Annotated in this window: 17 protein-coding genes and 1 pseudogene; 11 read left to right on the forward strand and 7 right to left on the reverse strand. The window is 43.4% G+C overall.

Translation table 11 applies throughout. The features are described 5' to 3' along the window. Nucleotides 1-293: 293 nt before the first annotated feature. Nucleotides 294-2,129 (forward strand): threonine--tRNA ligase, encoded by a 1,836-nt coding sequence (thrS, locus tag V7K60_RS20100; RefSeq protein ID WP_334927665.1) that lies wholly within the window; start codon nucleotides 294-296, stop codon nucleotides 2,127-2,129. Nucleotides 2,130-2,270: 141 nt separating this feature from the next. Here the strand turns inward: thrS and V7K60_RS20105 are convergent, their stop codons facing one another. Further along, nucleotides 2,271-2,588, reverse strand: a complete 318-nt coding sequence (locus V7K60_RS20105) for a hypothetical protein (RefSeq protein ID WP_334927667.1) — start codon at nucleotides 2,586-2,588, stop codon at nucleotides 2,271-2,273. 201 nt (nucleotides 2,589-2,789) lie between these two features. Here V7K60_RS20105 and V7K60_RS20110 point away from each other — a divergent pair, with 201 nt between their 5' ends. Together V7K60_RS20110 and V7K60_RS20115 are read left to right on the forward strand one after the other, a co-directional pair. After that, nucleotides 2,790-3,329, forward strand: coding sequence for a hypothetical protein (locus V7K60_RS20110; RefSeq protein ID WP_334927669.1), 540 nt, complete (start codon nucleotides 2,790-2,792; stop codon nucleotides 3,327-3,329). 250 nt (nucleotides 3,330-3,579) lie between these two features. Beyond that, a pseudogene (locus V7K60_RS20115) lies at nucleotides 3,580-3,774 on the forward strand (GMC oxidoreductase); the annotation flags it as partial. Here V7K60_RS20115 and V7K60_RS20120 read toward each other — a convergent pair. Together V7K60_RS20120 and V7K60_RS20125 are read right to left on the reverse strand one after the other, a co-directional pair. After that, a complete protein-coding gene (locus V7K60_RS20120) occupies nucleotides 3,752-4,018 on the reverse strand; it encodes a hypothetical protein (protein ID WP_334927671.1) in 267 nt (88 codons plus the stop codon). The pseudogene V7K60_RS20115 and the gene V7K60_RS20120 sit on opposite strands and share 23 nt — an antisense overlap. Before the next feature lie 99 nt (nucleotides 4,019-4,117). Beyond that, nucleotides 4,118-7,003 carry a HEAT repeat domain-containing protein gene (locus V7K60_RS20125; protein ID WP_334927672.1) on the reverse strand — a complete coding sequence of 962 codons (2,886 nt, stop codon included), beginning with the start codon at nucleotides 7,001-7,003 and terminating at the stop codon, nucleotides 4,118-4,120. 337 nt (nucleotides 7,004-7,340) lie between these two features. Between V7K60_RS20125 and V7K60_RS20130 the strand changes: the two genes are divergently transcribed. Beyond that, entirely contained in the window at nucleotides 7,341-8,222 is an 882-nt protein-coding gene (locus V7K60_RS20130) for an Rpn family recombination-promoting nuclease/putative transposase (protein ID WP_334927674.1), read from the forward strand. Between the two features lie 166 nt (nucleotides 8,223-8,388). On the opposite strand, the gene V7K60_RS20135 is transcribed toward V7K60_RS20130, so the two are convergent. Continuing rightward, nucleotides 8,389-8,727: a hypothetical protein gene (locus V7K60_RS20135; protein ID WP_334927676.1), complete on the reverse strand. Its 339-nt coding sequence runs from the start codon at nucleotides 8,725-8,727 to the stop codon at nucleotides 8,389-8,391. Between the two features lie 141 nt (nucleotides 8,728-8,868). After that, complete coding sequence (locus V7K60_RS20140) at nucleotides 8,869-11,418, reverse strand: sigma 54-interacting transcriptional regulator (RefSeq protein WP_334927678.1); 2,550 nt, start codon at nucleotides 11,416-11,418, stop codon at nucleotides 8,869-8,871. A 303-nt stretch (nucleotides 11,419-11,721) separates the two neighbouring features. Between V7K60_RS20140 and V7K60_RS20145 the strand changes: the two genes are divergently transcribed. Further along, entirely contained in the window at nucleotides 11,722-11,943 is a 222-nt protein-coding gene (locus tag V7K60_RS20145) for a hypothetical protein (protein ID WP_334927680.1), read from the forward strand. Between the two features lie 21 nt (nucleotides 11,944-11,964). On the opposite strand, the gene V7K60_RS20150 is transcribed toward V7K60_RS20145, so the two are convergent. Further along, entirely contained in the window at nucleotides 11,965-12,612 is a 648-nt protein-coding gene (locus V7K60_RS20150; protein ID WP_334927682.1) for a response regulator transcription factor, read from the reverse strand. Then, nucleotides 12,590-13,825 (reverse strand): sensor histidine kinase, encoded by a 1,236-nt coding sequence (locus V7K60_RS20155; RefSeq protein ID WP_334927684.1) that lies wholly within the window; start codon nucleotides 13,823-13,825, stop codon nucleotides 12,590-12,592. The genes V7K60_RS20150 and V7K60_RS20155 overlap by 23 nt, the downstream gene beginning before the upstream one ends. A 371-nt stretch (nucleotides 13,826-14,196) precedes the next feature. On the opposite strand from V7K60_RS20155, the gene V7K60_RS20160 reads away from it, so the two are divergent. The 6 genes from V7K60_RS20160 (at nucleotide 14,197) to V7K60_RS20185 (ending at nucleotide 22,940) form a co-directional block, all read left to right on the forward strand. Further along, on the forward strand, nucleotides 14,197-14,580 hold the full coding sequence (locus V7K60_RS20160; RefSeq protein ID WP_334927686.1) for a hypothetical protein: 384 nt from the start codon (nucleotides 14,197-14,199) through the stop codon (nucleotides 14,578-14,580). A gap of 185 nt (nucleotides 14,581-14,765) precedes the next feature. Next, the gene (locus tag V7K60_RS20165; RefSeq protein WP_334927688.1) at nucleotides 14,766-16,046 is read left to right on the forward strand and encodes a S41 family peptidase; all 1,281 of its coding nucleotides are present in this window, start codon (nucleotides 14,766-14,768) and stop codon (nucleotides 16,044-16,046) included. A 39-nt stretch (nucleotides 16,047-16,085) separates the two neighbouring features. Next, nucleotides 16,086-16,994 carry a hypothetical protein gene (locus V7K60_RS20170; protein WP_334927690.1) on the forward strand — a complete coding sequence of 303 codons (909 nt, stop codon included), beginning with the start codon at nucleotides 16,086-16,088 and terminating at the stop codon, nucleotides 16,992-16,994. 20 nt (nucleotides 16,995-17,014) lie between these two features. Next, nucleotides 17,015-17,992: an RNA polymerase sigma factor, RpoD/SigA family gene (locus tag V7K60_RS20175; RefSeq protein ID WP_334927692.1), complete on the forward strand. Its 978-nt coding sequence runs from the start codon at nucleotides 17,015-17,017 to the stop codon at nucleotides 17,990-17,992. 239 nt (nucleotides 17,993-18,231) lie between these two features. Then, nucleotides 18,232-19,821, forward strand: a complete 1,590-nt coding sequence (locus tag V7K60_RS20180; protein WP_334927694.1) for an efflux RND transporter periplasmic adaptor subunit — start codon at nucleotides 18,232-18,234, stop codon at nucleotides 19,819-19,821. Further along, complete coding sequence (locus V7K60_RS20185; protein ID WP_334927696.1) at nucleotides 19,818-22,940, forward strand: efflux RND transporter permease subunit; 3,123 nt, start codon at nucleotides 19,818-19,820, stop codon at nucleotides 22,938-22,940. The genes V7K60_RS20180 and V7K60_RS20185 overlap by 4 nt, the downstream gene beginning before the upstream one ends. Nucleotides 22,941-22,992 lie beyond the last annotated feature (52 nt).

The following is a 22,992-nucleotide window of genomic DNA, read 5'->3' on the forward strand; positions in this document are numbered from 1 at the left end:
ATTCAGGAGTCAAAATTCAGGACTCAGAATCAAAATAGTAGGGGATTCAAACCCGCCACCTAGAAACACCATTAAAGAAAACATATTTAGCGGAGTCTTAAACCCCTTTATTCATTACGCCAGTACTTCGACAAACTCAGTAACCATCGGATTCCAATTCATTCTGAATTCTGACTCCTGAATTCTTTGTTGATAGCTTAACTGGCAAAAACCAAAGTCGTTATAGTTGAATAAGCCTACAGATTCAGATAAATCAACTTTTGTAAATCACTTCGCCAACGGTTCAGCAGCCAATGTCGCCAAATTCATCAAATCAGTCACAACAGTCAGAACAAGTTGAAAAAATTTATTTACCGCGTACCAGCGAATCGGAGAACTTAAAAAAGATTCGCCACACTGCTTCCCATGTTATGGCAATGGCAGTACAAAAGCTGTTTCCCAAGGCACAAGTTACAATCGGCCCTTGGATTGAAAACGGTTTTTACTACGACTTCGATAATCCAGAACCATTTAGCGAAAACGATCTTAAAGCCATCAAGAAAGAGATGGCGAAGATTATCAATCGCAAACTGGCAGTAATTCGGGAAGAAGTCAGCCGCGAAGAAGCCGAACGCCGGATTCAGGAAATTAAGGAACCTTACAAGCTAGAAATCCTAGGAGATATCAAAGAGGAACCAATCACGATTTACCACGTGGGGAATGAATGGTGGGATTTGTGTGCGGGGCCTCATCTGGAAAATCTCAGTGAATTAAACCCGAAAGCAATTGAACTAGAAAGCGTTGCTGGCGCTTATTGGCGTGGAGATGAAACTAAAGCCCAATTACAACGCATCTATGCCACCGCCTGGGAAAGTCCAGAACAACTCGCTGAATATAAGCGACGTAAAGAAGAAGCGTTGCGGCGAGATCACCGGAAACTGGGTAAGGAACTGGGATTATTTATATTTTCTGACCAAGTGGGGCCGGGTTTACCTTTATGGACACCCAAAGGCACTTTGTTGCGGAGTACTTTAGAAGACTTCCTCAAACAAGAACAGATCAAACGTGGCTACCAGCAGGTTGTTACCCCTCACATTGGCAGAGTGGATTTATTTAAAACCTCTGGACACTGGCAGAAATATAAAGACGATTTGTTCCCGATGATGGCAGAAAATGAGGAAGCTGCTGCACAGGAACAAGGCTTTGTTCTCAAAGCCATGAATTGCCCCTTTCACATCCAAATATATAAGAGTGAGTTGCGTTCCTATCGGGAACTACCGATGCGGCTAGCAGAATTTGGTACTGTTTACCGCTACGAACAATCAGGAGAATTGGGCGGTTTAACAAGGGTGCGGGGTTTCACTCAAGATGATGCCCACATATTTGTTACCCCAGAACAGTTAGACAGCGAATTCCTGAAGGTAGTCGATTTAATATTGTCAGTGATTAAGACTTTGCAATTGGGGAATTTCAAAGCACGACTGAGTTTCCGCGATCCAGCTAGTGATAAGTATATTGGTTCCGATGAAGCTTGGAATCAGGCTGAGAACGCTATTCGTCGGGCTGTTGAAACCTTGGGGATGGAACATTTTGAGGGAATTGGGGAAGCGGCTTTCTACGGGCCCAAACTAGATTTTATTGTCAGTGATGCCCTAGAACGGGAGTGGCAATTAGGAACTGTACAAGTAGATTACAATTTGCCAGAACGCTTCGATTTAGAGTACGTTGCCGAAGATGGTGTTCGCAAACGCCCAGTGATGATTCACCGTGCGCCTTTTGGTTCTCTGGAACGGCTAATTGGGATCTTAATTGAAGAATATGCAGGTGATTTCCCTTTGTGGTTAGCGCCAGTACAAGCTAGATTACTGCCGGTGGGTGATACACAGCTAGACTTTGCTAAAAATGTGGTGACGAAGATGAGAGCGTTAGGCATCCGTGCAGAAGTTGATACCAGTGGCGATCGCTTGGGTAAACAGATTCGCAATGCAGAGAAAGAAAAGATACCCGTGATGGCAGTAGTAGGAGCTAAAGAAGTGGAAACCAACACCTTGAGCATCCGTACCCGCGCCTCTGGAGAATTGGGAGTTATCCCTGTCGATGAGGTGGTGGATAAGATGAAGGATGCGATCGCTAAGTTCGAGAATTTTTAAAATCTAACCGCAGACGCACACTAATTATAATTGGTGTGCGTTTTGTTTAGTAGGGCCTGAGGCTGATTGTGATTTGATCATCGCCTAGCTGTTAGGTTTTGGCAAAGGTGCGATGTCTATGACGAGCTTCTCTACGAGACGCTACGCGTAGCTTGCTTCCCGAAGGGTACGCTTAGGCAGCGTACTTAATATCAAAAACTCATTAATGGAGTTCAAAGACTCATTAATGGAGTTCAAAGGCTCATTAATGGAGTTCAAAGACTCATTAACGGAGTTCAAAGGCTCATTAATGGAGTTCAAAGCCTCATTAATGGAGTTCAAAGGCTCATTAACGGAGTTCAAAGGCTCATTAACGAAGTTCAAAGACTCATTCACGAGTATAAAAGACTCGTGAACGGAGTTCAGAGGTGGATTCATCCGGTTCAAAGACTCGTTAACGGGGTTCAGAGGTAGATTCATCCAGTTCAAATACTCATTTTAATTTTAAATTTTCACGGGATCTAGAAGGTCAGAAAGTATCACAGACAACAAAACTTTTCTGAATCACCGCACTCAAGAAAACTTTTCGAGTTATTCAAGACTGATAAAATTGATTTAAAGACTTGTGGAATCTGCTCTTCCTAAACAGACTGGACTTGCATAAATTACTATCAACAATTTTTGACTGACATCATGAACCGCTTTGCCTCTATTTTGCTCGCAGGCTTGATAGCATCTGCTTCAGCTTTGGCTATTTCTCCAAAAGCTGATGCTAATACACCAGTGGATTATCTTGCTGGATTAGATAGCTACGGCTATCAACACAACGATAATGGTAACTACGAACTTCAGAGTCGTCACCACAGAAATGGTGATTATGACCGCCAGAACGACCTTCGCAACATTCGTGACGATAACAATCGCTATGAGCGCGAAAATAACCGTCGCTATGAACGCGATCATAATCGTCGCTATGAGCGCGAAAATAACCGTCGTTATGAGCGCGATCATAACCGTCGCTATGAGCGTGACAATAACCGCCGCTATGAACGCGAAAATAACCGCCGCTATGAGCGCGGAAATAACCTTCGCTACATTCTTGACAATAATCGCCGTTATGAGCGCGAAAATAACCACCGCTATGAGCGTGAAAATAACCACCGCAACATTCGTGACAATAACCATCGCTATGAGCGCGATCGCCACTGGGGTCGTGGCTAATACCTTTGCCTATTTATTAAGCTTAGTTCCAGGTGAACTGAGCATTGATTCTACTTGGCAGTAGGACAAACACAATCTCTTTTTCCACTCATTCTAATATCTGACTTTTCACTCTTATCTAGAAAACTTCGCTTCCATTCCTTAGTAAGAAAGCTTGCTCATTGCTCAGGTTTAGCGTTAGCTTTTCTATATGACGTTAAAAGTCAGATTTTTATTACAGCTATTTTCAGGTAAATAGACCACGCGGTAGGGGCACAAGGCGTTGCATGTTGTAGATGCATCAATTATGCCAACTATTAGCACAAGAAACACCAATGCACCCACAATTATGATTGGCGAAAAGGCAGCGGATTTGATTAAAGCTACCAATCAGGTTTTAACGCAAGTGCCGTTAGCAACTGGCGTAGATGCAAAGCGGCTTGTCACCAGACATTGCTCTGCCTAAATTTATATGTTTTTAGCTGCGATCGCAATATATTTAATATCAAAGACTCGTTGACGGAGTTCAGAGGTGGATTCATCCAGTTCAAATACTCGTTAACGGAGTTCAGAGGTGGATTCATCCAGTTCAAATACTCGTTAACGGAGTTCAGAGGTGGATTCATCCAGTTCAAAGACTCGTTAACGGAGTTCAGAGGTGGATTCATCCAGTTCAAAGACTCGTTAACGGAGTTCAGAGGTAGATTCATCTAGTTCAAATACTCATTCACGAGTATCAAAGACTCATTTTAATTGAATCAAGAATTTGCCCTCAGCCTATAAGTCTCTTTATTAATTATGAATTTATCTCACGACCTTGGTCGCAACAATTGCACGAAGGTATCACTCACAGTATGATCTTTGGTATCGGCGGCGTATTGAACTAATTTTTCCTTCAGTTCTTTCGCTGCATCTAACGGGAGTAAGGTTGCTAGCAAAAAGTAGACACCACGAAAACGGGGGTCGTCCATGTGGTCAATGAGGCGGTTTTTAGCTTCCCCACTCTCGCCGAGAAAGTTCTGCACCAAAAAGAAATCCATAATCTTATCGTGGCGGAAGTACCATTCTCTCTTAGCTTCACCTTTTTCGTCTTGCCACTGACGGCTGACAACCATTTTATATTTATCGTCTTCCAATGACTGTAATACCTGGTAAAATTCATCCGCCTGTAACGCTTGCTTATCCTTCAGCCGCATTTGATAGACAGCGTCGGAGAATTTTTTCAGGGGAAATTCCTGATTCCATTCTTGCAAATATTCTGCTGCCATCAATTGATATTGATGTTGTTGCAAGTGAAACAAATCGGGGTATTCGCCTTGGGATAGCATCAGGGCTACTACAGTTAAATCCATTGGATTAGAGAGAACCTTCTCGATAGCGGTTAATTCTTGTGGTGATTGCTGATTACTGAGGGCTTTGGTTAAAAAACTAGCAGTGGCTTGCTCATAATTAGTACCTTGAACTTTGGCATTTTTGGGCAGTCGTGGCTGACGGGAAATCAGAAATTGCTGAATTTGTGGTTCCTCAAGGGGGAGCAATTTATATATTTTGGCTGTTGAGGGTGGTGTCCACTCAAGCGGCTGGGTGGTCATGATGATGTTACCCCGGAAATAGCTTTCGGCAAATTGGCAGATTTTTGCCCTGGTGTCGGCGGTAACTTCATTGAGTCCGTCAATGCAGATATCTAATGCACCACTGTAAATTAAATTCTTGAGAAAATCAGCATCTTGTGCTTGTCCGTGCAGCTTGGCTTGAATTGCCTCAATTACCCCTTTGTCACACTTGTGTGCAGGTAGATAAACCACAAGCCGCCCAGAAGTTTTTACCAAATAGCGCAGAAACATTGACTTACCCAAGCCAGAATCACCTTCCAAGATGACTTGTCCTTTGATGCTAGGTAGCACTTGAGTAATTGGTACGGGTTCGTCTACACCGGGAACTTTCACTTTAGAATTTGGGAAGTAAGCTTCGGGGTTAAAATTATCTAACCCGGCATCGGCTAGCAGGGAAGGCTTGAAGGGTTCAAATAACTTTTCGCGGAAAAAGGGAACCCAGGTGAGAATTAAGCCGACGTAGCCGACACCGAGAATACGCCTCACCCAAGGGTTCCAGAAGAAGATGGCTTGGACTTGGGGAAATTTGGGATAAGCAAAGATGAGGGCAAGCCAAAAGGCAGCATGAATCAAAATAGTAGTTCTGGCGTTGAACAACCACTGCCAAGTTTTGACGTTAACTATGACTGATTGCAGCGAATCAGCTTCGTTGTAGCCAGCGTTTTTGAGGTTGTTGTAGTGAGTTTCTAAAATCACAATATCTTGTCGTTGCCAATGGACTTTTCTGGCAACTACAGCAATTTTCTTTGCTAAATCTTCGCGTAACCGTGCTAAATCTCGACTCGGTTCCCAGGCTTGGGTAAATATTTTGAGAGTTTTATTACCGCGATCGTGGCTTAATGAAACAGGAATTGTTTTAGTGTCAGGAAAACCCAGCCATGTAAGCAGTGTTTTGACTTCATCAGTGCCACCACCCAGGAAATATGTCAAAAACCGCCACTGTTCAAATTCTGATTGACCTGCGTAATAGATGCTATCCAGAATTACAACAATATTATTCAGGTTGAGTTGTTCTATTTTTCCCAATGCCTCTGCTGCACTGGAACGAACATCTTTGTCAACGGTTTTATCCTTGAGGAAGTCGAGGATGTCTTTGACGTAGGGTTTGGCTGCCTCTCCGAGATTTCTTAATCTCGATGCTGCAATGGAACGAACATTTGAGTCAACGGTTTTATCCTTGAGGAAATCGAGGATGTCTTTAACGTAGGGTTTGGCTGCTTCCCCCAGATTTTCCAATGCCTCTGCTGCACCTCCACGAACATATTTGTCAGCGGTTTTATCCTTGAGGATGTCAGCGATGTCTTTGACGTAGGGTTTGGCTGCCTCCCCCAGATTTCCCAATGCCGATGCTGCACTGGAACGAACAGAGGGGTCAACGGATTTATCCTTGAGGAAGTCGAGGATGTCTTTGACGTAGGGTTTGGCTGCCTCCCCCAGATTTCCCAATGCCGATGCTGCACTGGAACGAACATATTTGTCAGCGGTTTTATCGTTGAGGATGTCTTTGACATAGGGTTTGGCTGCCTCCCCCAGATTTCCTAATGCCGATGCTGCACTGGAACGAACAGAGGGGTCAACGGTTTTATCCTTGAGGAAGTCGAGGATGTCTTTGACGTAGGGTTTGGCTGCCTCCCCCAGATTTCCCAATGCCACTGCTGCACTGGAACGAACAGAGGGGTCAACGGTTTTATTCTTGAGGATGTCAGCGATGTCTTTAACGTAGGGTTTGGCTGCCTCCCCCAGATTTCCCAATGCCGATGCTGCACTGGAACGAACAGAGGGGTCAACGGTTTTATCCTTGAGAATTTTGGCAGCTTTCTGAGCAATATCCTCTGGTTTCTGAACCACCGATTTGAAATTTTTTAGATCATATTCATTGAATTTTTCAAAAGCGAGTTTCTTTACTCCGTCATATCCATCATCAAAGGCAGCAACGATACCGTTAATCTGCCACGCTTCCGGTTTGGGCTTAGGCTGTTCTTTAGCACTCACCCAAGGCAGGGTGAGGAGGAGAGTCAACAGCAGAATAAAGGGAAAAAGGAAAAAGGGCGACGATCGCTTTTTAATTATGTGCAGATACATTTGTATAATTCGTAATTTTATTTAGATATAAAGATTCTTTCTGCCCTTTCTTTAGTAGGGAAAGAGAAGGGAGTTAGGTTTTTTACTAGTAAAACAGGAATCGCTACAGTTATCTTTTTACCGTCTGATAACTCAACCTAGCTAGAAATGGAATATTAATGTAATTATTACAGGAATTTAAAAAGATACGCCCAGAGTATAATAATGAGCTTGCTTGAGCGATGGTGCGTAGGCGTAGCCCGCACTTCGACAAGCTCAGTGACCATCGTAGACATCGCCCACTCAAACCACTACACGAGATAATAACAATACCTCGTTCAATTGTTAGCGATCGTCAATGTCCTTTGATAACCTCTGCAAACTCCTGTCCGAAAAACATCCTGCTACCTTTGCCAGTTGGGTTTTGGGTACACCGCAAACTTCCGTCAAAGTCCTCAAAACCGAATTGAGTATTGAACCGATTCGCGCTGATTATGTAACATTTTTACAGCTACAAGGACGCATTCTCCATCTGGAATTTCAAACCAAACTTGAATCTACGCCACCCCTACCCTTGCGGATGCTAGATTATTGGGTACGCTTGTATCGTTTGTATCGTCTACCAATAACGCAAGTTGTCGTATTATTACTTCCCCCTGCACCAGAAACAGTAATTGAAACTGTCTTTAGTGTCGAAACTACCCGTCATGAATATCGCGTGATTCGCTTATGGGAAGAAAATCCTGAACTATTCCTTAATGACCCAGCTTTGTTACCATTAGCACCACTGGCAGCAAGCACACAACCCCAAGCCTTGTTGCAACAAGTTGTGGTCAAAGTCAATCAACTTGAGCCAAAACAACGACCAGAAATTTCCGCGTATACCCAAATCTTAGCGGGGTTAAAATACAATCAAGACTTGATTCGACAATTATTTCGGGAGGGTATGATGCGCGAGTCAGTAATTTATCAAGAAATTCTTGCTGAAGGCGAACAACGCGGCGAACAACGCGGCGAACAACGTGGACGGGAAGAAGGACGAAAGGCAGAAGGGCAATTGCTGATTCTCCGTCTGCTTACTCGACGTGTGGGAGAATTACCCCAAGAGTTGCTAGACCGTATTGAAACTCTCTCTTTAGAACAATTAGAAAATCTCGGTGAAGCATTGTTGGATTTTCAGGCGATCGCGGATTTAGAAACCTGGTTTGGTACATTAGACATAGGAGTGAAAATGCCGTAGATACAATTTATGAATTATGCCTACCAAGGATTTCGGGCAACGCATAATTAATTTCACTCCTATGTCTATTAGATGAATTTTTCCATTTGAGCCAATGTCTGATGGCGCTAGGGGAAAAAATAGTTTCAAAAGAACGAAAGCGAGTTGAGCTTGTCAGATTGCCACATTAGAGTTCAATTAACTTGAAGCCCCAAGGTTTTAAAGCTGCTAAAGCTATTTCTTCATTTACACCTTCATAAGCCTCCCATTCCAAGGGGTGTTCTTTGGGATGTCCGTCGCCGACATTACCTGCAACTTTAATTATCGGACAGTTGGCGATGCGATCGCGCTCCAGCCCTTTTGGAACTACTAGTTCGATTTTGTGCCCGATAAACTTCGCTGTACTATCATTAGCTACAGATTCACGGATTAAACAAATATCACCAGCAGTCCCCCAAGTAGTTTGGTAAATGTGGAGGAATGATATATAAGTTGCTGGTTTAATGGATCTTTTTAGAACGTGCATTATTTGTAATCCTTACACTATGAGTCAAAAATCATAAATCATACAAGTATTTTCTATCACGTTCGTAGGGAAGAATGTTCTTTACTCACATTTTGCACCAAGCCCAGGCGATTAAAAACCGCCTGGTGGAAGATGTAATGCTCAAAAGACGATAATTGCCCACATACTAACTCCCAAAGCGATCGCTGCGAGGTGTTGCCAAAGCAGCGATAGCCTCGCTAACCCCTTTGGTGTACCCATTGATTGCTTGGCAATTTTTTGCGTTAAAAAAATAGTCAGTAACACGGAGAAGATTATCGTTGTACCTTGCAAAAAGGCAATCACAGCCGGGTGAGCAACCAAGATTGGCAATTGTTCCCCACTCAAGCCAAGAGTAGCAAAGGTAACAGGTAAAATCTGCCCGCCTTCGCCTAAGCCCAAACGTAGATAGTGAGCCAAGTTTCCCCCCAACACTAATGGTAGGTAGCCATAGGCGAGTTCTACAAACGATCTAGGCTTATGGTTAAAATTGAACACTTGGATCAAGCCATAAGCCCCCAAGGTAAGAGCCACTGGAATAATTAACACTAGCAGCGATAATCCCAAGTGCTGCCAAAACTCAGTTAAATCCAGTTGCAGCCCCAACCAAGATTGCAACTCTGGTAAGCGGTGTAGATATATACCACCCAACAGCAAAAACAATAATGCTACTTCATAGCTGCGGGGTACATGAGTTGTCCACAGTTCAATACCAGGGGGACGCAAGTTGAATTCAACGGAACGATGGGGACAGGCTTTCAGGCAAGTCATGCACAGTACGCAATCTCGGTTATCTTCTAACTGGGCTGGGTGTGAGTATAAAGGACATCCATTAGTTTCCAGCCCTTCGCCTTTTTGCGCCCCACCTTTATAACACTGATACGTGGTGCAACTGGCAGAACATATCCCTTGCTGTGCCCGGAGTTCCGTCATTGAGAGTTTGGCAAATAAACCATTCATCCCGCCGATAGGACAGAGATATCGACACCAAAACCGCCGCTCAAAAAGAGCCGAGAAAATCATCGCCCCAGCAGTAATTAATAGCAGCAAACAAGCGCTGAGGTAAGCAGTATTTTCTAAATGCCAAAGTTCTTCCCATAAGAAAATTAGGGTAAATAACCCAAACATGAACCATCCGCCCCATTTCTCAGCTTGTTCTCTCGGCCAGCGCTTGAGTTTTCGAGGCCACAGCCATAAAGAGAGCTTTTGGGTAATTTCCCCGTAAATCATGAAGGGACAAACAGAACACCAGACACGACCCAAAAAGGGAAAGAGAAATAAGAAGAAAGGCCACCACCAAGCCCAAAATAGATTTAAGACGAAATTGCGATCGCGGGTTTGTGGTCCAATAAATAATACTGCAACAATAATTGCAAAAGCCGTTGCAGTAAAACCATAATTAATGCGATCGGGCCACCAGTCACTACGTAAAAACCGCCTTAAAGAAGGATAGGCATTTAACAGATTTACCCGAAATCGTTTTTTCTTAGTTTCGGCTGGCCAGAAAATTTCTTCTGTTAATTCATTCGCACCCTCAGCTTGGACGATCGCTCTTTCTACCAGATTTTTCAATTCTCTGAGGTTGCCAGGAAAATCATAAGACTGGAGGCGACGCAAAGCTTCTGGGGTAATGTGCGGTTTAGAAATGCCTCTAGAGCGAGTGTAAAGATTGGTATAATACTCAACTTGTGTCTGAATATCAGCTTTCCGCACCCGTAGCGGTGGTACTTTAATAATGTGACCAATACAGCGTTCAACTGTCGGCTGAGTTTTTTCTGAAACAATGAGAATTCTGGCTTTACTGGGATGAGGTTGGGCGGCTGAATCTTCAGAACGACTGACGGGGGTATATGTACCAGTTTTGAGCAACTCCGTCACGGCAGGTAATAATTCTTCGGGCAATTCTTGGATGTTGTTGAGAACTAAAGTGCCTTCCCCCAACCATTCCAACAGTCCTGGTTTGCCGCCAGCGCGACCAAATAAATCTGCACCGCTAGTTTGGAGAATACCACAATTTACTTTAATAATTGGTTCTCGCCGTTTGGGAGAACCAAAGTGGATGAGGGCTGCTATATTGTCTTTTTCTAACCCTGGTTCTCCGAAAATATCCACTGATTTGCGGTCAGCAGCCGCTTCTCGAATTTGCTCCCGCAGCCGCACAGCATAGCGACTTGTACCGACAATTCCGCGTTGCGCTTTGGTGACTAAATATGGGCGCAAGGCAATAGAACGTTCTTGTTCATAACCAAGTGCAGATGTTACCTGAGCTAATTCTTGAGCCAATTGACGGGAAAATGCCTGAGCAATTTCGGGGTATTGGGTGACTAATTCTCGAAATTTAGCAGCAGGTACAACCCAGAAGTGACATTCTGTTACCGTAGTAATTGTGAATGCAGTTAATTCTTCCAACAGCAATTCTTTGAGTTCAATCACTGAACCGGGGAGAAATCCACAAGCTAAAGCTGGGTTGCTTTGATTGGTGGTATTGCTTTCGAGTTGACCGTCTACAAGAATATAAAGGGCTTCTGGAGAATTGCCTTCACTAACTAAGTTAGTTTCAGCGGGCACAACTTGTTCTTCAATTACTTGAGCGATCGCATTTAACACTTCCGGTGAGAGAATTCCTAAAGACGTGCGTTCTTTTAACCATATAACCGTTTCTGGAGATGTCATATTTAGTTCTCCCTGTAGGCTGCTGTATAACAAGAATTATCCCTGAAAGGGTATGTCAAAATATCTATATAGCAATCCTAAATGAGATTGTGAAAATTTTTGTTATGGTCGTCCTTGGTCATTTGTCAAGAGTCACTTGTACTGAGCGTTCGCGTAGCGTCTCGTAGAGAAGCCGAAGTATTTGTGACTTCAACGGACAAATGACTTTTGACAAAGGACAACCCTCTCCTGAAGGAGATGCTGCGCGAACACTAGTTATTAATGTGCAATTTTAATGCGTAACAGCTTATCTCTTGACCTGCAATGGCATTGCATCGACTGACAATGGCATTGCATCGACTGACAATGGCATTGTATCAACCGACAATGGCATTGCATCGACCGACAATGGCATTGTATCGACTGACAATGGCATTGTATCGACTGACAATGGCATTGTATCGACTGACAATGGCATTGTATCGACTGACAATGGCATTGCATCGATTGCGTTTCCTAGCTATTTGTATTTCTAGTGAACGATAATATTCCTTGCCCAAGCAGACTCTATTTAAGTCCACTAAACAACGAATGGGCAAACAAAGCGGCTTGAGTGCGATCGCGTAAACTCAAGCGACTGAGAATATTAGTAACATAATTCTTAACAGTATTTTCTGAAAGAAACAGCGATTCGGCAATTTCACGGTTATTGGCTCCACAAGCAATTAACCGCAATACATCTAATTCTCTGGCTGTGAGTTGCGCTAATTCTGGAGGAGTTTGCACAGACGGGACAGGTGCGGTAATCGGCGTGAGTGCTTTCTCAAACAATCCCGGACCGAGTAGGGTTTGTCCCTTGTAGACGGATCGAATTGCCAACATTAATTCATCTGGTTCGGTGTCCTTGAGCAAATAGCCCTTTGCACCCAGCCGCATCGCCTGGAAAACATACTCATCATCATCGAAGGTGGTGAGGACAAGAACCTTAATGTCAGGATATTCTTGAGCGATCGCTTTTGTGGTGGCAACTCCATCCATCACAGGCATCCGAATATCCATTAGCACAATATCGGGTTTCAGTGCGGCAATCAGTTCAAGTGCCCGTTGCCCATTCTCCGCCTCACCGATTACCTGCATCTCTGCATTCGACTCAAGCATACTCTTAAGTCCTTGGCGAATAAGATGCTGATCGTCAACTAATAAAATCCGAATCATAAGCTAGCTTTGATAGTGGCAAAGAAACAGAAATACAACAACCTGTTCCTAGTTGACTGTGGAGATTCAACTGGCCGCCCAGTGCAACCGATCGTTCTCGCATCCCTTGTAGTCCAAAGCCGGTTGTATTTTGAGTGGGGTTAAACCCTTTTCCATTATCTTCGATTGACAGATGAATCATCCCAGCGTGAGCCAGAAGTTTAACGGTGACACTTGTCGCCTGAGCATGTTTGCAAATATTTGTCAGCGATTCTTGCACAATGCGGTAAAGGGCTGTGTTTACTTCTGTTGGTAAAGTGTAGGAGAGATCAATTTTACAGGATGGTTCAATACCTGTGGTTTGCTGAAAATCTATCAACAGCTTTTCAATGGATGATTTGAGAGATTGCCCTTGCAAAGGATTTGAACGCAAAACTGAAAGCGATCGCCGAATTTCTAGCAGCGCCTCAGCCCCCAGTTCTTTTGCCTGTTTGAGAAATGTCAATGCTTTGTCATTATTTGATTGCCAAAACAACAGAGTATTATTAATCTGAATGGTTTGGGCGGCGAGAGTGTGTCCCAACCCATCATGAATTTCGCGGGCAATTCGGTTGCGTTCTTGCAAGGTTGCCTGATCTTCAATCCTTAGCGCATACTGGCACAGTTGTTGATTGGTGATCTCTAATTGCTGATGGGCAATTTCTAATTGCTCTCGACTTTGGCGCTCTGCAAGCAGGGCATTAATTAACAATAAAGCGAATATTAAGGTTAAGCTAAACAATAATATATTACTTAATCGCCAATCCCAGGACATGAGGATCAGCTTATCTGGCAGAAAATTCTCAGGTACAATCGGTCTTGATAAAAGCAGTGTTCCATAAGCAAGCAGAGATAAAATCAAGACAGCCAACTGTCCCGATCGCTTAAATATGAGACAACTCCGCATCACCAGTACCAGACACAGCAGGAAAACAGAGCGAGTCGATAAAGTATGTTGAGTTGCTGGCAGCAAAATTAAACCGAATTCCAGGGCTGTATAAATTAATTTTCTTTCCAACTTCACCATTGGTAGTCTCAAACCCATCAAGCTGAAGGTGGCGATCGCCAGAACTCCTAGCGGCAAAGACCAGGACAACTGAAACGGCAGCAGAACTTCCATGAACACTGCCGTGGCTAATAACAGCCACTCTAGGTAAAGCAACAAACGGAAAGATGGGTAGGTCAAGCTAACCATAGAACTCTTCCAACTCAATGGTCTTTGTAACAAAACCATAGGTATTTTCACTATTTTAGAGGGAAATAGGTACAGAAGGCAGGAAGCTGAGAGATCGGTGCTGTTTAGATAAAACTCTCCTTTCTATATAACGAATCTGTCTCTAGTATTGATAGAGCCGTTCCGACTAATTAATTATTTCTAAATTAGGAAAAAAGTCACAATAACTTGAGTACTTTTTTACTGGTCAGGTTAGGAATTCTAGCTCATGTGCAAACTCATTCCAACTTCTAAGATTAGCTGGTGTGAGTAAAGCAGCAACTTTTTTAACATCTTCTCACCGAAATTGAGTCAAAACAGTTCTATTACACACAAAAAAACAAGAGAAATAAATGATTCAAAAACAGATAATTTTACCAACCCTGCTATTTGCAACTATTCTAATTGCAGGAATAACAGGTTGCACCAGTTCTAAATCTCCAGATGTGTCTCAAGGAAATGATTCTGGCACAAAGGTATCTGATACTTCTACGACAAACTCTCCAGCATCGAATACGCCAGAACGCACTCGAAAGCGCGAAGAAATTCGCAAGCAAGTTGAGGCAGTTCTGACCCCTGATCAGGTAAAGGAATTGTCAACGAAATTACAAAAAGGCGAAAAAATGCGTAAAGCAGTGTTGAGCCTAAATCTTACTGCTGAACAAAAGACTAAAATTCAGGATATTTTTAAGACTGCCTATCCCCACCGCAAAGGAAAATCTCAAGATAATTCCTAGTAGTTTTATCAAAATAGAATTCAGAATTCAGGAGTCAGAATTCAGAAGTAAAATAAGCTTTATACTTGCCTCTAAGACTTAAGTTGTGTACTGAAATCTGCTCTAATTCAAAAGCAATTATCTGCGACTGGGGGTATTCAACCCTTCATTGATTGAATTCTGTATTCTTCTTCAATAATTTAAGTATGTTTAAACAAAAATTTCTCGTCAAGATAGAACTGGCTGTTATAGCTGCAATCATTGTAGGAACTAGTCTCTACACTTCCAAAGCTCTAGGTAAACCACAACCTAGCTCTCAAAAACTGGTGGATGAGGTGTGGCAAATTCTAGATAAGAATTATGTTGATGTCAGCTTTAACCATCAAGATTGGCAAGCAATTCGACAGCAGTATCTTAGCCGTTCTTATAGTTCCAAGAAACAGGCTTATGGAGCGATTGAAGAAATGGTGGCGAAATTAGGCGATCGCTACACCGAGTTTTTTGACCCACAAGAATTTAAAGCCCTAAATAACGATATTTCTGGCAATCTCAGTGGTGTAGGGCTGGAACTGGCAGAGAATGAAAAAACTAAAGCCTTAACCGTTGTCGCCCCAATTCAAGGAACCCCTGCTTTTAAAGCGGGTATTTTGCCGGACGATGTAATTGTCCAAATTAACGGTCAAAAGACTCAGGGGATGAAAATTGAGGATGCGGTGAAGCGGATTCTCGGCCCGGTGGGAACCAAGGTAGTACTTATGATTCAACGGGGTAGCCAATCGCAAACTTTCAAACTTACCCGCGCCAATATTGCTATCCATCCTGTAACTTACAACACGCAAACAACTTCAGCGGGCAAGATTGGTTACATTCGTTTGCCAGAGTTTACGCAAACTGCCCCCGCCCAGATGCATCAGGCAATTCAAGCATTAGAAAAACAACAGGTGCAGGGCTACGTTTTAGATTTGCGTTCCGATCCAGGTGGACTGCTGGATGCAAGTTTGCAAATTGCCAGTATGTGGTTGAAGCAAGGGGCGATCGTGTCTTTGGTAAATCGAGATCAAGTTAAAGAAAGTTACAATGCGTCGGGACATCCTCTCACCGACAAACCCTTAGTGATACTGGTTGATAAGGGATCTGCTAGCGCTAGCGAAATTCTGTCGGGAGCGCTGCAAGATGACAATCGTGCCACCTTAGTAGGGACTCGCACCTTCGGTAAAGGTTTAGTTCAAGCTGTAGAGCCACTAGAGGATGGTTCGGGGCTGAAACTAACGATCGCTAAATACTATACACCAAAAGGTCGAGATATCAATCATGTTGGCATTGCCCCAGATATTAACGTGGCATTAACCGAGGCACAACAGAAAGCCTTAGTGCAAAACCAAACTTTGGGGACATTAGCCGATCCTCAGTATGCTAGCGCCATTGCTGATCTGAGCAAATTGATTCAGTCTGGGGCCAATCATGTGAGTTTGCAACGTGGGGAATAAGTACTGTCATCAACAAGTCAGGAACTGTAGTTTTCTATCATGTCAACCCGCAAAGCCCAACGACTTCAAATTTGTGAACCAGTCCCAGGTTTACAAATCCTGGTTAAACTTAGTAACACTCCTTTAGTGCGGACAATTATAGCTATTATTACCCACCATCAGCTAGCGATCGTTGGGTTTGTATTTGTTGCCACCTTGGTTTTTGCTATGCGGGAAAACGCCCCTTGGCTGACAGTACCTAAACAGGTAGCGATTGAATTCTTTTCTGCTGTATCCCAGTCTTTAGCTGCTTTATTGGGGGTATTAATTGTTTTCCTCACCTTTACTAGTCAGTTGATCGCTCAAAGGAGATATGAGGACTACTATACACTTCAGATTCAGATTGACCAACTGATTCGTCTAACTCAGTCTCTTCCCCCCGAACTCAGTAATTTTGATGAAACTCTGATCGCACTGATTAATTATTTAGTTCCCTTGCATTTAAAGGATTTCCCAATCTGGTCAACTAGCTCCCAGGTGCTTCCTTGGGAAAAGCTTTTAGATAATTTCAAGAATGAACACGAATTGATGCAAGTACAGCAAAAATGCTCCTTAGCCACCCATCTGCACCAACAACAAATTTTACTTGTCATCAATAACATGGAAGAAATTCTGGAGAGATTTTCCCGGCTTTACAATCGCATTTTAGAGATGAGCCGTTTCATTCTTGCAATTGTCAAGTTGTCATTTCTTCTAGGAGTTTCTCTTGTATTTTTGCTGTTATTTGGCATTATCGATTTGCAAAGGAAATTTCCCGATCTCAGCCTACCTGTAATTGTTTCTTTAGCAATTTGGGTATTGATTGCTCTTTTGGAACTAGTACTTGATACTTGGTTTTTTTATAAAAATATCTATGGCTCTTCGAGTCACTATCTACGCTTTTTCCCGAATCAAAAATACCTTAATTAATAGACAGAGGCTAACTCAACATGAGTAACTTAACATCATTTACAGTTACTAAAGCTATTAACACAATTAAAGCTCCAACTGATACAGTACGTGCTTATCTTCAAGAAATTGGGCGGATACCTCTGTTAACCCAGGAGCAAGAAGTTTTTTTTGCCCAACAAGTTCAGCAGATGATGAAAATACTTGCTGAATCCGAAAAACTGACTGTTGAATTAAAGCGGACACCCACACTGTCAGAATGGGCTAACCAGATGCAGTTAAGCGAACAAGAACTACTTCAACAGCTAAATCAAGGGAAAAAAGCCAAGCAGAAAATGATGGCGTCTAATCTCCGGCTTGTGGTGTCAATTGCCAAGCAATATCAGAGACGGAACTTAGAACTGATGGACTTAATTCAAGAAGGTACTTTGGGTCTGGAGAGAGGGATTGAGAAATTCAATCCGGCTCTAGGATATAGATTTTCAACCTACGTTTACTGGTGGATTCGTCAAGGAATTACCAGAGCGATCGCTCAACAAGGACGCGCAATTCGATTACCTATTCATATCAATGAAAAGTTAAATAAAATTAAGCGGGTTCAGCGAGAGTTATCTCAAAAACTGGGTCGTGTTCCTAGTACTACAGAAATTGCTCATGCACTTTCTTTGGAGCCTAGTCAGATTCGGGAATATCTAACTTTGGCTCGTCAAACTATCTCTCTCGACCTTCGAGTTGGCTCAGACAGAGATGTAAAGTTAGAAGATTTAATTGAAGATTACAGATATTCAGAAAATGGCTATACTACTGAGCAATTTCTCAATCAAGAACTTAAAGACTTATTGTCAATTTTGTCTAAACAACAGCAAGAAATCTTAAACTTACACTTTGGCTTAACAGATGGAAATGGACTTTCTCTAGAGCAAATTGGTCAGCGCATGGGTATTAGTCGGGAACGAGTCAGACAGATAGAAAAACAAGCTCTCCAACTTCTATATCGGCAGCTAAGAAGTAATAAGTAAACACAGGTAAAAAGCAAAGTAATTAATTAATATTATAAAATATTTCATATATAATTACTTAAAAAGTGTTATGTTTTTGATTTAAAATCGACGAAATCATCATTTGACAAAGCACATCGAGCAAACTGGAAAAAACTAATTATTCAGATGTACCTTTTCAAATGAAATTAGTATCAGTTAGAGTTGAGGTGTAAAGGGTTTCACAGCTTTTAATTAACTAAAATGCATTGGGGGTTCTGATGAACCATGATATTTCTAACGATTTGACTGAGAATAGTATAAAACCAGAGCTACAGCGATCGCCAAAAAAGAAAAAGATTCGTTTGGTAATTTTGGGGGTGATATTGCTGGCTGGGCTAGGTTTTTTGGGTATTTATACAGGTGCAGCCAAATCAGACAAAGCTGAAAAATCTGGGCGTAATAAACAGCAAGTCACACCTGTAACTGTGGCAATGGTGACACAAAAAACGGTTCCGATCCAATTGCAGGCGATCGGTAATGTGCAATCGGGGTCTACAGTATCGATTACGCCCGAAGCTAGTGGACGGATCATTGGAGTTTATTTTAAGAAAGGTCAAGATGTGAAAAAGGGACAACTTTTATTCACCTTGGATGACCGATCGCAAGCTGCTGCAATCCAGCAAGCCCAAGGAATTGTAGTCAAAGACCAAGCGCAAGTACAACAAGCTAGAGCTACATTAGCTAGAGACTTGGGTCAGGTAGACCAAGCTAGAGCGACCTTAGTCAAAGACCAAGCGTTGGTGCGACAAGCCCAGGCGACTTTGGCCAAGGATCAAGCCCAAGCACAATTTGCTCAAGGACAAAGCGATCGCTATAGTGCGTTGTACAAGAAAGGCGCGATTAGTTTAGATCAAGCACAGCAATACATTTCCAACAGCAAATCGGCGACAGCAACACTACAAGCAGATCGAGAAGCGATCGCTAATGCTGAGGCTGTTTTGAAAAGCGATCGAGTGGCGCTGACTAATGCTGGAGCAGTTGTCAAGGGCGATCAAGCTGCGATCGCGAATGCTCAGGCTGTTGTCGTTTCAGACCAAGGAGCATTAGACAATGCCAAAGTGCAATTGTCTTACGCCAAAATTTATGCCCCAATTGATGGTCGCGCGGGGAATGTTTCGGTGACTCAGGGGAATGTGGTGCAAGCCAACAGCAGTGCTTCGCTGACTCAGGGGAACGCCCTGCAAAGCAACAGTACGTCTGGTACGACTAGCAGCACAACTGCACTTGTTACCATCACCCAAATTCGTCCGATTGAAGTTGCTTTTTCCATTCCCGAAACAAATCTGCCCCAGGTGCAAAAGTATATGCACAATGGCAGGCTGAAGGTAGATGTCACATTCCCCAATAGTCAAGGTCATCCGACACCAGGTGTTTTGATATCTGTCAATAATACGGTTGATAACACTACGGGAACAATTCAACTGATTGGTCAATTTGACAACGCTCAGGGAGATTTGTTTCCCGGTCAATTTGTGAATGCAACGCTGACGTTGACCGAACAACCGAATGCAACGGTTGTTCCCTCCCAAGCCGTGCAGAATGGCCCAGATGGACAGTTTGTCTTTGTAGTTAAGCCAGACATGACAGTACAAAACGTCCCAGTTACAGTTAGCAGCACCATTCAGGGGCTAGATGTAATTCAGAAAGGGCTGCAACCAGGCGATAAAATTGTTACCGATGGTCAAGCGAATCTCGTTTCGGGTAGCAAAATCCGCATCAAAACCGGACGCAATGACTCAAATGCAGGTGAAAATTCCTCGAAATCAAGAAGAAATCATGCCCCCAAGTCAGGCGGAGGTGAATCATGAACCTTTCAGAACCATTTATCCGCCGCCCAATCATGACAACTTTGGTGATGGCAGCGATTTTGATTTTCGGTTTCATGAGTTATCGCTTGCTGCCAATCAGTGATTTACCAAGTGTGGATTATCCCACAATTCAGGTAAGTGCCGCCCGACCGGGAGCCAGCCCCGAAACAATGGCCGCATCGGTTGCGCGTCCTTTAGAAAAGCAATTTTCCAGCATTGCTGGACTTGATTCGCTTAATTCAACTAGCACTCTGGGACAGACTCAAATTACCCTGCAATTTAACCTGAGTCGGAATATTGATGACGCGGCGCAGGATGTGCAAGCCGCGATATCAGGAGCATCGGGGCAAATTGCGACGGATTTACCCAATCCTCCCACCTACAGTAAAGTTAACCCCGCAGATCAACCGATTCTCTACCTTTACCTGGACTCTCCCACTTTGCCACTTTCCCAGGTAGATAATTATGCCGAGACTTATCTGGCGCAAAAGCTATCTACAATCAATGGGGTGGCACAGGTAGCCGTCTATGGTTCCCAAAAGTATGCGGCTCGAATTCAACTCGATCCGCAGCAATTGGCAACGCGGCAAATTGGGCTAGATCAGGTAGCAACGGCGATTCAACAGGGTAACGTCAATTTACCCACCGGCAGTCTTTCGGGAAATCACAAGAATTTTACAGTCCAAACCAACGGGCAACTTGAGGATGCGGCTGCTTATCGCCAGTTGATAGTGTCTTATAAAGATGGAATGCCCATCTATCTCAATCAACTGGGTAGAATTATTGACAGTGTAGAAAATAACAAAGTAGCAAGCTGGTACAACAATACCCGCGCGATTATTCTCACCATTCAAAGACAGCCCGGAACCAATACGGTACAAGTCGTAGACACGATTAAGAAATTACTCCCAAGTTTGCACGAACAGATTCCGGCATCCGTGGAAATTGGGATTCTCTATGATGCGTCTCAGTCAATTCGAGATTCAGTAGATGATGTTAGATTCACGTTGATTCTGACGATCGCTCTAGTTATCTTAGTAATTTTCCTCTTTTTGCGGAACCTCTCAGCGACGGTGATTCCTAGTTTGGCGTTACCTGTTTCGCTGATTGGCACTTTTGCAGTCATGTATTTGCTGCACTACTCGCTAGATAACCTGTCACTGATGGCGTTGACCCTTTCGGTGGGCTTCGTCGTGGATGATGCGATCGTCATGCTAGAAAATATCGTCCGTCACATGGAAATGGGGGAACGTCCCTTAGAAGCGGCGTTAAATGGGTCGAGAGAAATTGGTTTCACAATTTTATCGATGACGCTTTCTTTGGTTGCAGTCTTCATCCCCATGTTGTTCATGAGTGAAGTGCTGGGACGATTATTTCATGAATTTGCTGTAACGATCGCAGTTGCAATTCTCGTATCTGGTTTTGTGTCTTTGAGCCTGACTCCGATGTTGTGCAGCCGTTTTCTGCGTCCTGTAGACCATGCTAATCAAAGTCGGTTATATCAAGCTTCCGAATATGTATTTGATCGCTTCCTCGGTATGTACGATTGGAGTCTCAAAAAAGTCTTAAAGTATCACTTTACGACGATGATTTTATCTGTCGTCCTCTTGGCGGTGACAGTTGGGTTGTTGGTGGTGGTTCCCAAAGGCTTTATTCCTAGCGAAGATACCGGACAAATTACAGGCATTACCCAAGCAGCCCAGGATGCATCCTTTGATAATCTTGTCCAGCATCAGCAGACAGTTGTTAACCTGATCCGCCAAGACCCAAATGTAGATGCAGTCAACTCCAATATCGGGGCGGGAGCGAGTGCTAGTGGCAGTGGGGCAGCAGTTGCAGCCAATTCCGGGAGTTTGTTTATTCGGTTAAAACCGCGATCGCAGCGCCAGCTTGGTGCTGACGAAATCGTGCAAAATTTGCGAACTAAACTCGCCACTGTTCCAGGCATCCAAGTATTCTTACAAAATCCCCCAGCGATTCCCATTGGCGCTCAACAAAGCACAGGACTTTATCAAGTTGCACTTCAGAGTTCTGATGTCAAACCCTTACAGGAATATGTTCCCCAACTTGTTCTTAAGATGAAGGAAATGACAGAACTCCAGGATGTCAACAGCGATTTACAATTTGCTTCCCAGATTCAAATTGACATTGACCGCGATAAAGCCTCAACTTATGGGATTACCGCCGAGCAAATCGAGAATACCCTGAGAAATGCCTACGGTTCCTATCAAGTGTCAACCATCTATGCAGCAACCAATGAGTATCAGGTGATTTTGGAATTAGCACCCCAGTTTCAGCAAGATATCAACGCTCTGTTGACTTTATACATTAACTCCAGCACAGGAGTAGCGGTTCCCCTGAATACATTCGCAAAATTATCTCAGGGAGTCAGCCCGTTAATGGTCAATCATAACGGTCGGATGAACGCCGCCACAATTTCTTTTAACCTCGCTCCCGGTGTTTCCTTGGGAAATGCTAACCAAGAGCTTGAAAAACTGATCGATCAGGTGATTCCTGCCAGCATTACTACCAGCTTTCAGGGCGCAAGCCAGGTATTTCAAAGTTCACTGCCGAGTTTGGGTTTATTATTAGCGATCGCCATCTTAGTGATTTATCTGATTTTGGGCGTTCTCTATGAGGATTTCATTCACCCAATTACGATTCTTTCCGGTTTGCCTTCAGCAGGTTTTGGGGCATTGTTAACGCTGATATTATTCCATGTCGAACTGAATGTTTATTCCTTCATCGGCATAATTCTCTTAGTGGGCATTGTCAAGAAAAACGGGATCATGATGGTGGACTTTGCAATCATTGCCCAGCGAGAAGAATTGAAAAAACCTTCTGAAGCAATTTATCAAGCCTGCTTGGTGCGCTTCCGCCCAATTATGATGACGACGATGGCAGCATTAATGGGAACCTTACCGATAGCGATCGGATTTGGCGCTGGTTCGGAATCCCGCCGTCCTTTAGGTATTGCAGTTGTAGGCGGGCTGGTGTTTTCTCAGATATTGACTTTGTATTTAACACCCGTGTTCTATATCTACATGGAATCATGGCGGAAAAAGCTCAGTCAAGTTAAATTCCGTCGGGTATTTTCATTTTCAGATGAGCGATCGTGATGTTTAATAAGTAACACCATCACATCTACTCGACTGAAAATTTCAATGGCGA

Origin of the sequence: Nostoc sp. (genome assembly GCF_036917555.1) — a bacterium.
GTDB lineage: Bacteria > Cyanobacteriota > Cyanobacteriia > Cyanobacteriales > Nostocaceae > Nostoc.

Excerpts from the sequence above, each read along its gene's own strand:
- thrS (WP_334927665.1), top strand. The coding sequence starts at position 294 with ATGTCGCCAAATTCATCAAATCAGTCACAACAGTCAGAACAAGTTGAA.
- V7K60_RS20105 (WP_334927667.1), bottom strand. The coding sequence starts at position 2,588 with ATGAATCTACCTCTGAACCCCGTTAACGAGTCTTTGAACCGGATGAAT.
- V7K60_RS20120 (WP_334927671.1), bottom strand. The coding sequence starts at position 4,018 with ATGAATCTACCTCTGAACTCCGTTAACGAGTCTTTGAACTGGATGAAT.
- V7K60_RS20125 (WP_334927672.1), bottom strand. The coding sequence starts at position 7,003 with ATGTATCTGCACATAATTAAAAAGCGATCGTCGCCCTTTTTCCTTTTT.
- V7K60_RS20130 (WP_334927674.1), top strand. The coding sequence starts at position 7,341 with ATGTCCTTTGATAACCTCTGCAAACTCCTGTCCGAAAAACATCCTGCT.
- V7K60_RS20135 (WP_334927676.1), bottom strand. The coding sequence starts at position 8,727 with ATGCACGTTCTAAAAAGATCCATTAAACCAGCAACTTATATATCATTC.
- V7K60_RS20140 (WP_334927678.1), bottom strand. The coding sequence starts at position 11,418 with ATGACATCTCCAGAAACGGTTATATGGTTAAAAGAACGCACGTCTTTA.
- V7K60_RS20145 (WP_334927680.1), top strand. The coding sequence starts at position 11,722 with ATGGCATTGCATCGACTGACAATGGCATTGCATCGACTGACAATGGCA.
- V7K60_RS20150 (WP_334927682.1), bottom strand. The coding sequence starts at position 12,612 with ATGATTCGGATTTTATTAGTTGACGATCAGCATCTTATTCGCCAAGGA.
- V7K60_RS20155 (WP_334927684.1), bottom strand. The coding sequence starts at position 13,825 with ATGGTTAGCTTGACCTACCCATCTTTCCGTTTGTTGCTTTACCTAGAG.
- V7K60_RS20160 (WP_334927686.1), top strand. The coding sequence starts at position 14,197 with ATGATTCAAAAACAGATAATTTTACCAACCCTGCTATTTGCAACTATT.
- V7K60_RS20165 (WP_334927688.1), top strand. The coding sequence starts at position 14,766 with ATGTTTAAACAAAAATTTCTCGTCAAGATAGAACTGGCTGTTATAGCT.
- V7K60_RS20170 (WP_334927690.1), top strand. The coding sequence starts at position 16,086 with ATGTCAACCCGCAAAGCCCAACGACTTCAAATTTGTGAACCAGTCCCA.
- V7K60_RS20175 (WP_334927692.1), top strand. The coding sequence starts at position 17,015 with ATGAGTAACTTAACATCATTTACAGTTACTAAAGCTATTAACACAATT.
- V7K60_RS20180 (WP_334927694.1), top strand. The coding sequence starts at position 18,232 with ATGAACCATGATATTTCTAACGATTTGACTGAGAATAGTATAAAACCA.
- V7K60_RS20185 (WP_334927696.1), top strand. The coding sequence starts at position 19,818 with ATGAACCTTTCAGAACCATTTATCCGCCGCCCAATCATGACAACTTTG.